Source organism: Acidovorax sp. GW823-FHT02H02, from assembly GCF_058797075.1.
Genome location: NZ_JBXAJH010000001.1, coordinates 157,651 through 172,174 on the forward strand (window position 1 = coordinate 157,651; position 14,524 = coordinate 172,174).

The window sequence follows — 14,524 nt, forward strand, 5'->3', positions numbered from 1 at the left end:
CCATGGCGTTCGAATTCCCCATCCGCATCTACTGGGAAGACACCGATGCCGGCGGCATCGTGTTCTATGCCAACTACCTCAAGTTCTTCGAGCGTGCCCGCACCGAATGGCTGCGCTCGCTGGGCCTGGGCCAGCAGCGATTGCGGGAACAAACGGGCGGGATGTTCGTCGTAACCGATGCCCGCCTGCGCTATCTGCGCCCGGCCCGCCTTGACGATGCACTCATTGTTACCGCCCATTTGCAGGAAACAGGCCGTGCATCCTTGACAATAGTGCAGCAGGCGCTATTGAATAATGAGCAAATGTCCAGCCAACCACCCATTCTGCTGAGCGAAGGCACCATCCGTATCGGCTGGGTGGACGCCGCGAGCATGCGCCCCGCAAGAATCCCGAACACCCTTCTGGAACAACTTTCATGAATTCCCAAGACATGTCCATCGTCTCCCTGGTGCTGCACGCCAGCTGGGTGGTACAACTCGTCATGCTGCTGCTGCTGGGCGTCTCCGTCGCCAGCTGGGCCGCCATCTTTCGCAAGCTGTTCGCCCTCAAGCGCGTAAAGGCGCTCAACGAGGATTTCGAGCGCGACTTCTGGTCGGGCACCAGCCTCAACGACCTGTACGCCAGCGCCGCGCAGAACGCCAAGAGCGCCGGGCCGATGGAACGCATCTTCGCCAGCGGCATGCGCGAACACCAGAAGCTGCGCGAACGCCGCATCACCGACCCCGGCACGCTGCTCGACGGTGCCCGCCGCGCCATGCGCGCCAGCTTCCAGCGCGAGATGGACGTGGTCGAATCCAGCCTGTCCTTCCTGGGCTCGGTGGCCTCGGTCAGCCCCTATGTGGGCCTGTTCGGCACGGTGTGGGGCATCATGCACGCCTTCACGGGCTTTGCCGGCATGGAGCAGGTCACGCTGGCCACCGTGGCGCCCGGCATCGCCGAAGCGCTGGTGGCCACCGCCCTGGGCCTGTTTGCTGCCATTCCCGCCGTGATTGCCTACAACCGCTTCGCGCGCGACATCGACCGCGTGGCCACCCACCAGGAGACCTTCATCGAGGAGTTCTCCAACATCCTGCAGCGCAACCTGGGCGCCCACCCAGGCTCGCCCTCGGGCCACTGAGATGAAGTACATCCCCCTGAGCCGCTTTGCGGCTTCCCCCTTCTCTCGCAGCGCTATGCACTGCGGGAAGGGGGACGACGCCAGCGCGGCGGGGCGGCCCTTGCGCGGCGTCTGCCGGCCTCGGGCGTGCCAGTTTTATCCGCTGCGCACACTGCGCAGCGCAACGGAGAGCTGAAATGCCCGCAATGGCCTCGCGCAACGGCAGCCGCCGCCGCTCCATGAACGAGATCAACATGGTGCCCTTCATCGACGTGATGCTGGTGCTGCTCATCATCTTCATGGTGACGGCGCCCATGCTCACGCCCAGTTCGGTCAATGTGCCCTCCGTCGGCAAAGGTGCCAAGGTGCCCAAGACACGCGCCGACGTGATCGTGGAGAAGGACGGCAGCGTGCGCTTCAAGGCCGACGGCAACGAGCGCCCGGTGCCGCTGCAAAGCCTGGGCGCCACGGCCAGGAACTGGCTCAAGGACCAGCCCGAGGACACGCCCGTGCTCATCAGCGCCGACAAGAACGTTTCCTACGAATCGGTCATGAAGGCCATGTCGGCCCTGCAACAGGCCGGTGTGCCCCGCGTCGCACTGGCCGTCAAGAGCGGCGGCTGAGCGCCGACCCGCCCCCATAGAAATCGCATGCACGCTCACGACGACCGCGACCAGTTTGCCCCGCCCCGCCCGCCGGCCCGCCTGCGCGCCATTGTGCTGGCCGTGCTGGCGCACGCCATCCTGATTGGCGCGCTGACATGGGGCGTGAACTGGAAAAGCAGCGCCGACATGCCGGCCGTGGAGGCCGAACTGTGGTCGGCCGTTCCGCAGCAAGCTGCGCCCCGTGCGGTCGAGCCCTCGCCACCACCGCCCGAGCCGGTGCCCGCGCCGCCCCAGCCCACCCCTGCCCCGCCACCACCGCCCCCGCGGCAGGCAGCGCCGGATACCCGCCAGGCCGATATCGCCCTTGAGCGCGAGAAAAAGCGCCTGGAACAAGAAAAGAAAGTGCACCAGCAGCAACTCGAACGCGAGAAGCGTGAACGCGAGCGCAAGGAAGAAGAGCGCCGCGAACGCCTGGCGCATGAGAAGGAGCTGCACGAGAAGCAGTTGGCCGAACAAAAGAAGCTGGAGCAGCACAAGGCCGAACAGGAAAAGCAGAAAAAGCAGGAAAAGCAAAAGCAGCTGGCCGAGGACAAGAAGCGCCAGGAACAGGAAGACCTGCGCAAGCAGGAAGCTGCCGAAAAGGCCAGCGCCAAGGCGGCAGAAGCCCGCCGGCAGGAGAACATCCGCCGCATGCAGGGCCTCGCCGGCGCCACGGGCGGCGAAACCGCCACGGGCAACGCCAAGCAGAGCTCCGGTCCCTCGGGCAGCTATGGCGGCAAGGTGGCGGCCAAGGTCCGGCCCAACATCGTGTACCCCGACGCTGTAGCAGGCAACCCGCGCGCCGTGGTGCAGGTGCGCGCCGCCCCCGACGGCACCATCGTGGGCACGAAGCTGATCCAGTCCAGTGGCAACAAGGCCTGGGACGATGCCGTGCTGCGCGCACTCGACAAGACCGGGTCGCTGCCCCGCGATGTGGACGGACGCGTCCCATCCACGCTGGAAATAGGTTTTCGCCCACAGGACTGAAAAATCCTGCGCCCAAGCTGGGGCCCTTGGGCTCGGCTGCGCCGGCATGCGCTCGCCCTGAGACTGCTGCTTTACTGCGGTAACGCAGAGCCTTTTCCCTGGCCTTGGCCACAATTGATCTATGACCCTGAAAAGCCCCGAACTGCTGCTGCCCGCCGGCTCCCTCGCCAAGATGCGCGCCGCCTACGACTTTGGCGCCGACGCCGTCTATGCCGGCCAGCCGCGCTATTCCCTGCGCGCGCGCAACAACGAATTCCGCCTGGAGCAGATCCAGCAGGGCATCGAGGAAGCCCATGCGCGCGGCAAGAAGTTCTTTCTCACCAGCAACCTGCTGCCGCACAACGACAAGGTGCGCACCTACCTGCGCGACATCGAGCCCATTATCGCCATGCGGCCCGATGCCCTCATCATGGCCGACCCCGGCCTGATCATGATGGTGCGCGAGCGCTGGCCCGAGGCGGAGATCCACCTCTCGGTGCAGGCCAACACCACCAACTACGCGGCGGTGAAGTTCTGGCAGCAGGTGGGCGTCAAGCGCATCATCCTGTCACGCGAACTCTCGCTCGACGAGATCGCCAGGATCCGCCAGGAATGCCCCGACATGGAGCTCGAAGTGTTCGTGCACGGCGCGCTGTGCATTGCCTACTCGGGCCGCTGCCTGCTCTCGGGCTACTTCAACCGCCGCGACAGCAACCAGGGCACCTGCACCAACGCCTGCCGCTGGAACTACGCCACGCAGCCCGCAGCCGTGGACCCCAACACGGGCGAAGCCATGGCCCAGCGCATGGACGGTGACTTCCACTTTCAGCAGGCCCAGGACGACGACAACGCGGCGTTTGCCGCCTGCGGCGGCGGCGCGCGCCACCCGCTGGCCGATCAGGTCTATCTGCTCGAAGAAAAAGAACGCCCCGGCCAGCTCATGCCCATCATGGAAGACGAGCACGGCACCTACATCATGAACAGCAAGGACCTGCGCGCCGTCGAGCATGTGCAGCGGCTGGTGGAGATCGGTGTCGACTCGCTCAAGATCGAGGGGCGCACCAAGAGCCAGTACTACGTCTCGCGCACGGCGCAGATCTACCGCCGCGCCATCGACGATGCCGTGGCCGGCCGCCCGTTCAACCCCGCGCTCATCACCGAGCTCGAAGGCCTGTCCAACCGCGGCTACACCGCGGGTTTCCTGGAGCGCCGCCCCGCCAACGACTACCAGAACTACGAGACCGGCAGCTCCAAAAACCAGCGCAGCCAGTTCGTCGGTGAAGTCAAGGCCGTGCAAGACGGCTGGGCCGAGGTGGAGACCAAGAACCGCTTTGCCGTGGGTGACATGCTGGAGATCATCCATCCTAGCGGCAACCGCACGCTGCGGCTCACGCAGATGCGGAGCCTGGATGGGGAGCCGATGCAAGTGGCTTCGGGCAGCCCGCTGCGCGTGCGCATTCCGTTGGCAGCGCCGGCCGAAGGCGCATTGCTGGCGCGGGTGCTGACCAGCGAAAAAATTTAGATCAAATCAGGCTATGGCGCTTATGCACCAAGCGCAAGAAGCTACTTAATTAATAGCAAAAAACCCGATGCTCTTGCGAGCACCGGGCTTTTTTCTCAGCCGTGGAGGGCGGGAACCGCTCAGGCGGCTACGCCGTCGGCCACGTCCTTGTACTCGGCGATCTGGTCGAAGTTCATGTACTTGTAGATCTTGTCGCCGTTGGCGTTGATCACACCGATGTCGGCCAGGTATTCGGCCTTGGTCGGAATGCGGCCCAGCTTGGAGGCGATGGCCGACAGCTCGGCGGAACCCAGGTACACATTGGTGTTCTTGCCCAGGCGGTTGGGGAAGTTGCGCGTGCTGGTGGACATCACGGTAGCGCCTTCCTTCACCTGTGCCTGGTTGCCCATGCACAGCGAGCAGCCCGGCATTTCCATGCGGGCACCGGCGGCGCCGAACACGCCATAGTGGCCTTCTTCCGTGAGCTGGTGCGCGTCCATCTTGGTCGGAGGCGCCATCCACAGCTTGACCGGGATGTCCTTCTTGCCTTCGAGCAGCTTGGAAGCCGCGCGGAAATGGCCGATGTTGGTCATGCACGAGCCGATGAACACTTCGTCGATCTTGGCGCCGGCCACGTCCGACAGCGTCTTGGCATCGTCGGGGTCGTTCGGGCAGCAGACGATGGGCTCGGTGATGTCGGCCAGATCGATCTCGATCACGGCGGCGTATTCGGCGTCGGCATCGGGTGCCAGCAGCTCGGGCTTGGCCAGCCAGGCTTCCATGGCCTGGATGCGGCGGCCGATGGTGCGCGCGTCGGCGTAACCCTGGGCGATCATGTTCTTCAGCAGCACGATGTTGCTGTTGATGTACTCGATGATCGGCTCCTTGTTCAGGCGCACGGTGCAACCGGCGGCAGAGCGCTCGGCCGAGGCATCGGACAGCTCGAACGCCTGCTCGACCTTCATGTCGGGCAAGCCTTCGATTTCGAGGATGCGGCCCGAGAAGATGTTGACCTTGCCCTGCTTGGCCACCGTCAGGAGCCCTGCCTTGATGGCGTACAGCGGAATCGCGTGCACCAGGTCGCGCAGCGTGACGCCGGGCTGCATCTGGCCCTTGAAGCGCACCAGCACCGATTCAGGCATATCGAGCGGCATGACGCCCGTAGCCGCAGCAAAGGCCACCAGGCCGGAGCCGGCCGGGAAGCTGATGCCGATGGGGAAACGGGTGTGCGAGTCGCCGCCCGTGCCCACGGTATCGGGCAGCAGCATGCGGTTGAGCCAGCTGTGGATGATGCCGTCGCCGGGCTTGAGCGAGATGCCGCCGCGCGTGCTGATGAAATCAGGCAGCTCGTGGTGCATCTTCACGTCCACGGGCTTGGGGTACGCAGCCGTGTGGCAGAACGATTGCATCACCAGGTCGGAGCTGAAGCCCAGGCAAGCCAGGTCTTTCAGCTCATCGCGGGTCATGGGACCGGTGGTGTCCTGCGAGCCGACCGAGGTCATGCGGGGTTCGCAGTAGGTGCCCGGCAGCACGCCCTGGCCTTCAGACAGGCCGCAAGCGCGCCCGACCATCTTCTGCGCCAGCGTGAAGCCCTTGCCGGTGGCGGCGGGCACCTGCGGCAGGCGGAACATCGTGGAGGGAGCCAAGCCCAGGGCCTCGCGTGCCTTGGTGGTCAGGCCACGGCCGATGATCAGCGGAATGCGGCCACCGGCGCGCACTTCGTCGAACAGCACATCGCTCTTGACCGTGAACTCGGCGATCACCTTGCCATCCTTGAGGGCCTTGCCTTCATAGGGACGCAACTCGATCTCGTCGCCCATGTTCATCTGGCTCACGTCGAGCTCGATCGGCAGCGCGCCGGCGTCTTCCATGGTGTTGTAGAAGATCGGCGCGATCTTGGAGCCCAGGCAGACGCCGCCGAAGCGCTTGTTCGGCACGAAGGGAATGTCTTCGCCGGTGAACCACAGCACGCTGTTGGTGGCGGACTTGCGGGAAGAACCGGTACCGACCACGTCGCCCACATAGGCCACGAGGTTGCCCTTGGCGCGCAGGTCTTCGATGAATTTCACCGGACCGCGCTTGCCGTCTTCTTCGGGCGTGATGCCGTCGCGCTTGTTCTTGAGCATGGCCAGCGCATGCAGCGGGATGTCGGGGCGGCTCCAGGCGTCGGGCGCGGGCGACAGGTCATCGGTGTTGGTTTCGCCCGTGACCTTGAGCACCGTGAGCTTGATGCTTTGCGGCACTTCGGGGCGGCTGGTGAACCACTCGGCATCGGCCCAGCTCTGCAGCACGGACTTGGCGAAGGCGTTGCCCTTGTCGGCCTTTTCCTTGACGTCATGGAACTGGTCGAACATGAGCAGCGTCTTCTTGAGCGCTTCGGCGGCCACCGATGCCACGGCAGCGTCGTCCAGCAGGTCGATCAGCGGCGTGAGGTTGTAGCCACCCAGCATGGTGCCCAGCAGTTGCGTGGCCTTCTCGCGGCCGATGAGGCTGCACACCTCCGTGCCATGGGCCACGGCGGCCAGGTAGCTGGCCTTGACCTTGGCGGCGTCGTCCACACCGGCGGGCACGCGGTGCGTGATCAGATCGACCAGGGCGGCTTCCTCGCCAGCGGGCGGGTTCTTCAGCAGCTCGATCAGTTCGCTGGTCTGCTTGGCGCTCAGGGGCAGTGGTGGAATGCCCAATGCAGCGCGTTCTGCCACATGGTCACGGTAGGCTTTCAACATCAATTTTCTCCGGTTGCGTTCTATTCAAAGTGGGGCGGGTGCGTGCCGGACACCGGACACACCGCAATCGTTATTGCTTGGCGATGGGCAGGGGTTCCAGAACGCTGGGGGGCGGGTTCTTCTTGATGGCCTCGGCCACCAGGCTCTGCTCGGGGCTCATGCACTCATCGGCCAGACGCTGCCCGCGTTTCTGGTCCATGAGCATGGACTTGTTGGCAATCTGCAGCCAGACAGCGCCGCCCTTCTGGTCTTCCAGGCGCACGGTGCCGGTGGTGGTTGCGACCGGGGCCATGCGGTACTTGAAGCCCTTGCCTTCGACATCGAAATGGCCGGGCGAGGCAGGGTCGGCCTTGAGCGTGACGTGGGCACCCAGCTCGCAGGCGATGCGGCCGACATGCACGCGCTCGGCGATGGCCAGCTCGGCGGGCGACAGGGCCGCCTCGGCGGCCATGATGCCCGCCGCCACCTGCCCGGTGGCGGACCGGAGCTGGGTACGGCTGCTGGGAGGCTCCGCCTTGACCGTCTTGGTTTTGGCAGGGGCCTTGGTGGCCTGCTTGGCTGCGGGCTGGGAGGGAGTCTGGGCCAGCACGAAAGCAGGCGCCAGCAGCATCAGGGCAGAAGCGATAAGGGTTTTCATCAGAGATCCTGCGAATAGGGGTTCAGGGGAGGGACGGGACAAACCACGCGCAAACGGCCGGGGGCAAACTGCGCCCGGTGCTGTGTGCACGTTCCAGGACCTGCCAGTAGTAACGGAAACTGGCACGGTCGTGCAATGCGCCATCAAAACTGATAGGAGCCCAATCAGCGTCTATGGCAGCAGCTATTATTTTTGATGCAACTTCAATATCATCCTGCGTGGGCGCAAAGGCCGCCAGGATGGGTCGGATCTGCGCCGGGTGGATGCTCCACATGCGCGTGTAGCCAAACTCGCGGGCTGCGCGGCTGGCTGCGGCCTGCATGGCCGCCATGTCGCTGAATTCAGTCACCACGCAATGCGAGGGCACCTTGCCGTGGGCATGGCAGGCAGAGGCGATTTCCAGCTTGGCACGCACCACCAGGGGGTGCGTGAACTGGCCCGAGGATGCCATGGCCGACGCGGGTATGGCGCCGCCATGCGCCGATACAAAGTCCATCAGCCCGAAGCTCAGGCTTTGCACCAGCGGGTGCGCGGCGATCTCGAACGCACGGTGTACCGCGGCGGGCGATTCGATCAGCACCTGCAGGGGCAGGTGGCCGGCCGATGCACGCTGCAAGGCCTTTTCAGCCTGCACAACGTCATCCACCGACTCGACCTTGGGCAGCATGATGTGGGTGAGCCGGTGGCCGGCTTCACCGGCGATGGTGGCCACGTCATTGGCAAATGCGGGGTGGTCCACGGGGTGCACACGCGCACCCACGCGGGCTGCCGGGGCGGCATCGCGCGCCAGCTGGGCCACCAGGGCCGCATGCGCCGCTTCGTCGCCGACCGGGGCACCGTCTTCGCAATCGAGCGTCACGTCGAAGACGCAGGCGCCGAACTCTTCGGTCATCTGGGCCTGCAACTGCAGGCTCTTGAGCATGCGCGCCGGAGCACCGCTGTAGTGATCGCACACCGGCAAGGCGGCCGAAGCCGCCTGGGCGCCAAGCAGCACATCACGGGGATGGGCAGACCCGCCCCCTTGAGCGGCAGTGAGCGGGGCTGGGTGGCGCACAACACTCATGGGATCACAGCAGGTGCTTGACGCCGTCTTGCTCGCCTTGCAGCTCTTCCAGCGTCTTGTTGATGCGCTCCTGGGAGAACGCGTCGATCTCCAGGCCTTCAACGATCTTGTACTCGCCGTTTTCGCAGGTGACGGGGAAACCGAACATGGTGTCCTTTGGAATGCCGTACTGGCCATCCGAAGGAATGCCCATGGTGACCCACTTGCCGTTGGTGCCCAGGGCCCAGTCGCGCATGTGGTCGATGGCCGCGTTGGCTGCCGAGGCGGCCGACGACAGGCCGCGGGCTTCGATGATGGCGGCGCCGCGCTTGCCCACCGTGGGCAGGAACACATTGGCGTTCCATTCCTGGTCGTTGATCATCTTGGCGACGCTTTCGCCATTGATGGTGGCGAAACGGTAGTCGGCGTACATCGTGGGCGAGTGGTTGCCCCACACGGTGAGTTTTTCGATGTCGGCCACTGCCTTGCCGGTCTTGGCGGCGATCTGGCTGGCAGCACGGTTGTGGTCCAGGCGCAGCATGGCGGTGAAGTTCTTGCGTGGCAGGTCAGGAGCCGACTTCATGGCGATGTAGGCGTTGGTGTTGGCGGGGTTGCCCACGACCAGCACCTTCACGTCGCGCGAAGCCACGGCATTCAGGGCCTTGCCCTGTGCGGTGAAGATGGCGCCATTGACGGCCAGCAGCTCGGCGCGTTCCATGCCAGGGCCACGGGGGCGCGAACCGACCAGCAGGGCGTAATCGGCATCCTTGAAAGCGGTCATGGGGTCGCTGTGTGCGGTCATCTCAACCAGCAGCGGGAACGCGCAGTCATCGAGTTCCATCATCACGCCCTTGAGGGCTTTTTGAGGGCCTTCCACGGGCACTTCGAGCAACTGCAGGATGACCGGCTGGTCCTTGCCCAGCATTTCGCCGGAGGCGATGCGGAACAACAGGGCGTAACCGATTTGACCAGCAGCGCCGGTAACGGCAACACGGACGGGCTTCTTGCTCATGGTGAAAACTCCAGGAAGTGGGAAAAAAACAGGTAAAGGTGCAACGCAAGCACCAGCGCCTGTTACCAGCAGCCCGTGCCCCGCAAAACAGCCTTGGAGTGTACCGCCGATTGCTGCGATAGGTCAATTTGTCTTATGTCTTATATAAGATATGATCGAGCCCGGCTATCCACCCGCGAAGCCGCCTCGCAAAGCCGATCCACCCTGCCCCCAGCCATGTCCTCGCCTCCATTCAACGTTGATGCACCAGCGCCACACCTCGGTGGCGCCGGCGCAGTAACACCGGCGTTCAGTCCGCTGTACCAGCAGATCAAGGCCTTGATCCTGCAGAGCCTGCAACAGGGTGAATGGAAGCCCGGCGAAGCCATTCCCAGCGAAATGGACCTGGCGGCACGCTTTCGCGTCAGCCAGGGCACGGTGCGCAAGGCCATCGACGAGCTGGCGGCCGAAAATCTCGTGGTGCGGCGCCAGGGCAAGGGCACCTTCGTGGCCACCCATGCCGAACAGCATGTGCAATACCGCTTTCTGAAGCTGTTGCCCGACAGCGGCGATGCCCGGGTGGAGGGTCCGGCGCAACGCACCGTACTGGAATGCCGGCGCGTGCGCGCCAGTGCCGACGTGGCACGCGCCCTGGCGCTGCGCAGCGGCGACCCGGTGGTGCAGGCGCGGCGCATCCTGTCGTTTGCAGGCGAACCCACCATTCTCGAAGACATCTGGCTGCCCGGCCAGGCCTTCAAAGGCCTGACGGCAGAACACATGGCCGGCTACCAGGGCCCGACCTACGCCATGTTTGAACTCGACTATGGCGTTCGCATGGTCCGGGCCGAAGAAAAAATCCGCGCCGTGCTGCCCGATGGCGAGCAGGCGCGGCTTTTGCAAACCACCGTGGGCACGCCCCTTTTGAGCGTGGAGCGCGTCGCTTACACCTACAACGATGTTCCCATGGAGTTACGGCGGGGTCTTTACCGCACCGACACCCATCATTACCACAACGAATTGAGCTGACAGCACGCTGGCACTTGAGCAGAAACGTCAAAATATTGCACCAATGGAAAACCCCACTTGTTGCGTTGCAATAGAATTTTGCGTTCTTTGCATCTCCCAATTACAAAGTCGTTACATCCACGAAAGCACCCCGCCATGACAGAGCTTGCCAAAAAACGGCCTGAATTCCGCAACATCAACGCCTTCAAGGACCTCACCACTTACCGCATGACGCCGGCTGCATGGGTTTCGATCCTGCACCGTGCCAGCGGTGCGGTCATGTTCCTGCTGCTGCCGTTCGTCCTGTGGATGTTCGACACCTCGGTGTCGTCCGAAATCTCCTTTGGCACCTTCAAGGCCGCGTTCAACACAGGCCTGGGTTTCGCTCCTGGCTGGTTCATCAAGCTCGTCGCGCTGGCGCTGATCTGGGGCTACCTGCACCACATGATTGCCGGCATGCGCCACCTGTGGATGGATGTGAGCCACGAGGCCGTCAACAAGCAGTTCGGCAAGACCTCTGCATTGACGACGCTGGTCATCAGCATTGCCCTGACGCTGGTACTGGCAGCCAAGCTGTTCGGCCTGTATTGATTCACCCCGCGGCAGCGCCGGTTCCGGCGTGCCGCGCCACGACTGAGAGGAAACCCACCATGTCCGAAAACTACGGTTACAAACGCACCGTCGTAGGTGCCCACTATGGCCTGCGCGACTGGCTGAGCCAGCGCGTCACCGCCGTCCTGATGGCACTGTTCACACTGATCGTGCTCGCACAGCTGGTCCTGACCAAGGGCCCCATCGGCTATGACCGCTGGGCCTCCATCTTTTCCAGCCAGTGGATGAAGGTGCTCACGTTCTCCGTGATCATCGCGCTCATCTGGCACGTCTGGGTCGGCATGCGCAACATCTGGATGGACTACATCAAGCCGCTGGGCCTGCGCCTGGTGCTGCAGATTTTCACCATCGTCTGGCTGGTCGGCTGCGCCGGCTGGGGCATCCAGGTTCTGTGGCGTCTTTGATTCCCGCGACTGAAGGCAAAAAACAATGAGCTACACCAACGCTAACATCACCAAGCGCAAGTTCGACGTCGTCATCGTCGGCGCCGGCGGCTCCGGCATGCGCGCCGCGCTTGAACTCTCCCGCGCAGGCCTGAACGTGGCCTCGCTGTCCAAGGTGTTCCCCACCCGTTCGCACACGGTGGCCGCCCAGGGCGGCGTGAGCGCCTCGCTGGGCAACATGTCCGAGGACAACTGGCACTACCACTTCTACGACACCATCAAGGGCTCCGACTGGCTGGGCGACCAGGACGCCATCGAGTTCATGTGCCGCGAAGCCCCCAAGGTGGTGTACGAGCTGGAACACTTCGGCATGCCGTTCGACCGCAACCCCGACGGCACCATCTACCAGCGCCCCTTTGGCGGCCACACCGCCAACTACGGCGAAAAACCCGTGCAGCGCGCCTGCGCCGCCGCTGACCGCACCGGCCACGCCATGCTGCACACGCTGTACCAGCAGAACGTCAAGGCCAAGACGAATTTCTTCGTCGAGTGGATGGCCCTGGACCTGATCCGCGACGCCGACGGCGACGTGGTGGGTGTGACCGCTCTCGAAATGGAAACCGGCGACCTGTACATCCTGGAAGCCAAGACCGTGCTGCTGGCCACCGGCGGCGCCGGCCGCATCTTCGCGGCTTCCACCAACGCCTTCATCAACACCGGTGACGGCCTGGGCATGGCGGCCCGTGCCGGCATTGCATTGCAGGACATGGAGTTCTGGCAGTTCCACCCCACCGGCGTGGCCGGTGCCGGCGTGCTGCTGACCGAAGGCTGCCGTGGCGAAGGCGCCATCTTGCTCAACAGCAACGGCGAGCGCTTCATGGAGCGCTATGCGCCCACGCTGAAGGATCTGGCGCCACGCGACTTCGTTTCGCGTTCGATGGACCAGGAAATCAAGGAAGGCCGTGGCTGTGGTCCGAACAAGGACTATGTGATGCTCAAGCTCAGCCACCTGGGCGCGGACACCATCCACAAGCGCCTGCCTTCGGTGTACGAGATTGGCGTCAACTTCGCCAACGTCGACATCACCAAGGAAGACATCCCCGTGGTGCCGACCATCCACTACCAGATGGGCGGCGTGCCCACCAACATCAACGGCCAGGTGATCACCCAGGCCAACGGCATCCACAACGCCGTGGTGAACGGCCTGTATGCCGTGGGCGAATGCTCTTGCGTGAGCGTGCACGGCGCCAACCGCCTGGGCACCAACTCGCTGCTGGACCTGCTGGTGTTCGGCAAGGCCGCCGGCCGCCACATCGTCGAGTTCAACAACAGGAACAAGGAGCACAAGCCCCTGCCCAAGGATGCGGCCGACCGCACCCTGGAGCGCCTGAACCAGCTCGACAAGTCCAGCGACGGCATCTACGCCCAGGCCCTGGCCGGCGACATCCGCACCACCATGCAGCAGCATGCCGGCGTGTTCCGCACCCAGGCCAGCATGGACGAGGGCGTCAAGAAGATCGCCGAGATCCGCAAGCAGGTCGCCGGCGTCACGCTCAAGGACAAGTCCAAGGTGTTCAACACCGCGCGCATCGAGGCGCTGGAAGTGGACAACCTGATCGAAGTGGCCCAGGCCACCATGGTGTCGGCCGCCGCCCGCAAGGAATGCCGCGGCGCCCACACCGTGTACGACTACGAGCACCCCGCCGACCACGCCGACTTCCCGCTGGGCCGCAACGACAAGGAATGGCTCAAGCACACGCTGTGGTACAGCGAAGGCAGCCGCCTCGACTACAAGCCCGTCAACCTCAAGCCTTTGACAGTGGACAGCGTTCCTCCCAAGGTCCGTACGTTCTAAATCGTCACGAGAGAAGAAACATGCAAAAACGCACATTCCAAATCTACCGCTACGATCCGGACAAGGATGCCAAGCCCTACATGCAGACCATCGAGATCGAACTCGACGGCCATGAGCGCATGCTGCTGGACGCGCTGATCAAGCTCAAGGAACAGGACCCCACCCTGTCGTTCCGCCGCTCCTGCCGTGAAGGCGTCTGCGGCTCCGATGCCATGAACATCAATGGCAAGAACGGCCTGGCCTGCCTGACGAACATGAACACCCTCACGGGCACCATCGTGCTCAAGCCGCTGCCGGGCCTGCCCGTGATCCGCGACCTGATCGTGGACATGACGCAGTTCTTCAAGCAGTACAACTCGATCAAGCCCTACCTGATCAACGAAGAACTGGCACCCGACCGCGAGCGCCTGCAGTCGCCCGAAGAGCGCGAGGAGCTCAACGGCCTGTACGAGTGCATCCTGTGCGCGAGCTGCTCCACGTCCTGCCCCAGCTTCTGGTGGAACCCCGACAAGTTCGTGGGTCCCGCCGGCCTGCTGCAGGCCTACCGCTTCATCGCCGACAGCCGCGACGACGCCACGGGCGCGCGCCTCGACAACCTCGAAGATCCCTACCGCCTGTTCCGCTGCCACACCATCATGAACTGCGTGGACGTGTGCCCCAAGGGCCTGAACCCCACGCGGGCCATCGGCAAGATCAAGGAACTGATGGTGCGTCGCGCCATCTGAAGCGAGCATCAAGCCATGGGTGAAACTTCCACCACCGCCTGCGCAGCAGCCTCGCCGCTGCTTGATGAACGCGCACTGAGCAGGCTGCACTGGCGCTGCAGGCGGGGCTTGCTCGAGAACGACCTGTTCATCGAGCAGTTTTTCACCCGCTTCGAGCCCCAGCTCACCCAACGCCACGCCGACGGCCTGATGGCCCTGATGGACCTGGCGGACAACGACCTGCTGGACCTGCTGCTGCGCCGACGCGAGCCCCAGGCCCCGCTGGACACCGCAGAAGTGCACGAAGTGCTGGGCATGCTGCGGCAAGGCGGCAGCGCAGCCGTGCAATAGCACCCTGGCCC

At 64.2% G+C, this 14,524-nt stretch carries 15 protein-coding genes; 11 read left to right on the forward strand and 4 right to left on the reverse strand.

Translation table 11 applies throughout. The annotated features are described in order from the left end of the window. The first annotated feature begins 2 nt into the window (after nucleotides 1-2). The 5 genes from ybgC to trhP all read left to right on the forward strand — a co-directional run bounded on the left by ybgC (nucleotide 3) and on the right by trhP (nucleotide 4,228). Nucleotides 3-419 (forward strand): tol-pal system-associated acyl-CoA thioesterase, encoded by a 417-nt coding sequence (gene ybgC / locus AC1RDS_RS00775; protein ID WP_092700478.1) that lies wholly within the window; start codon nucleotides 3-5, stop codon nucleotides 417-419. Beyond that, the gene (tolQ, locus tag AC1RDS_RS00780) at nucleotides 416-1,117 is read left to right on the forward strand and encodes a protein TolQ (protein WP_026436020.1); all 702 of its coding nucleotides are present in this window, start codon (nucleotides 416-418) and stop codon (nucleotides 1,115-1,117) included. Before ybgC ends, tolQ begins: the two co-directional genes overlap by 4 nt. Before the next feature lie 176 nt (nucleotides 1,118-1,293). Further along, nucleotides 1,294-1,719, forward strand: coding sequence for an ExbD/TolR family protein (locus AC1RDS_RS00785; RefSeq protein WP_092700413.1), 426 nt, complete (start codon nucleotides 1,294-1,296; stop codon nucleotides 1,717-1,719). Nucleotides 1,720-1,746: 27 nt separating this feature from the next. Further along, complete coding sequence (tolA, locus tag AC1RDS_RS00790) at nucleotides 1,747-2,727, forward strand: cell envelope integrity protein TolA (protein WP_092700410.1); 981 nt, start codon at nucleotides 1,747-1,749, stop codon at nucleotides 2,725-2,727. 121 nt (nucleotides 2,728-2,848) lie between these two features. Beyond that, nucleotides 2,849-4,228, forward strand: a complete 1,380-nt coding sequence (gene trhP / locus AC1RDS_RS00795) for a prephenate-dependent tRNA uridine(34) hydroxylase TrhP (protein WP_287880231.1) — start codon at nucleotides 2,849-2,851, stop codon at nucleotides 4,226-4,228. 119 nt (nucleotides 4,229-4,347) lie between these two features. On the opposite strand, the gene acnB is transcribed toward trhP, so the two are convergent. From acnB to AC1RDS_RS00815, 4 genes are all read right to left on the reverse strand, one after another. Then, on the reverse strand, nucleotides 4,348-6,933 hold the full coding sequence (gene acnB, locus AC1RDS_RS00800; RefSeq protein ID WP_348682904.1) for a bifunctional aconitate hydratase 2/2-methylisocitrate dehydratase: 2,586 nt from the start codon (nucleotides 6,931-6,933) through the stop codon (nucleotides 4,348-4,350). Nucleotides 6,934-7,003: 70 nt separating this feature from the next. Next, nucleotides 7,004-7,570, reverse strand: a complete 567-nt coding sequence (locus AC1RDS_RS00805; protein WP_287880226.1) for a hypothetical protein — start codon at nucleotides 7,568-7,570, stop codon at nucleotides 7,004-7,006. A 22-nt stretch (nucleotides 7,571-7,592) separates the two neighbouring features. After that, nucleotides 7,593-8,633 (reverse strand): HpcH/HpaI aldolase/citrate lyase family protein, encoded by a 1,041-nt coding sequence (locus tag AC1RDS_RS00810; RefSeq protein WP_287880224.1) that lies wholly within the window; start codon nucleotides 8,631-8,633, stop codon nucleotides 7,593-7,595. 4 nt (nucleotides 8,634-8,637) lie between these two features. Continuing rightward, nucleotides 8,638-9,624: a malate dehydrogenase gene (locus tag AC1RDS_RS00815; protein ID WP_092700729.1), complete on the reverse strand. Its 987-nt coding sequence runs from the start codon at nucleotides 9,622-9,624 to the stop codon at nucleotides 8,638-8,640. A gap of 216 nt (nucleotides 9,625-9,840) precedes the next feature. On the opposite strand from AC1RDS_RS00815, the gene AC1RDS_RS00820 reads away from it, so the two are divergent. From AC1RDS_RS00820 to AC1RDS_RS00845, 6 genes are all read left to right on the forward strand, one after another. After that, a complete protein-coding gene (locus AC1RDS_RS00820) occupies nucleotides 9,841-10,629 on the forward strand; it encodes a GntR family transcriptional regulator (RefSeq protein ID WP_092700726.1) in 789 nt (262 codons plus the stop codon). 135 nt (nucleotides 10,630-10,764) lie between these two features. Beyond that, a complete protein-coding gene (sdhC, locus tag AC1RDS_RS00825; protein WP_092700723.1) occupies nucleotides 10,765-11,199 on the forward strand; it encodes a succinate dehydrogenase, cytochrome b556 subunit in 435 nt (144 codons plus the stop codon). A 59-nt stretch (nucleotides 11,200-11,258) separates the two neighbouring features. Then, nucleotides 11,259-11,624, forward strand: a complete 366-nt coding sequence (gene sdhD / locus AC1RDS_RS00830) for a succinate dehydrogenase, hydrophobic membrane anchor protein (RefSeq protein WP_026436035.1) — start codon at nucleotides 11,259-11,261, stop codon at nucleotides 11,622-11,624. 25 nt (nucleotides 11,625-11,649) lie between these two features. After that, nucleotides 11,650-13,458, forward strand: a complete 1,809-nt coding sequence (sdhA, locus tag AC1RDS_RS00835; protein WP_092700720.1) for a succinate dehydrogenase flavoprotein subunit — start codon at nucleotides 11,650-11,652, stop codon at nucleotides 13,456-13,458. Between the two features lie 20 nt (nucleotides 13,459-13,478). Beyond that, entirely contained in the window at nucleotides 13,479-14,183 is a 705-nt protein-coding gene (locus tag AC1RDS_RS00840; RefSeq protein WP_092700718.1) for a succinate dehydrogenase iron-sulfur subunit, read from the forward strand. 15 nt (nucleotides 14,184-14,198) lie between these two features. Then, nucleotides 14,199-14,513 (forward strand): FAD assembly factor SdhE, encoded by a 315-nt coding sequence (locus AC1RDS_RS00845; protein WP_092700715.1) that lies wholly within the window; start codon nucleotides 14,199-14,201, stop codon nucleotides 14,511-14,513. The last annotated feature ends 11 nt before the right edge of the window (nucleotides 14,514-14,524 follow it).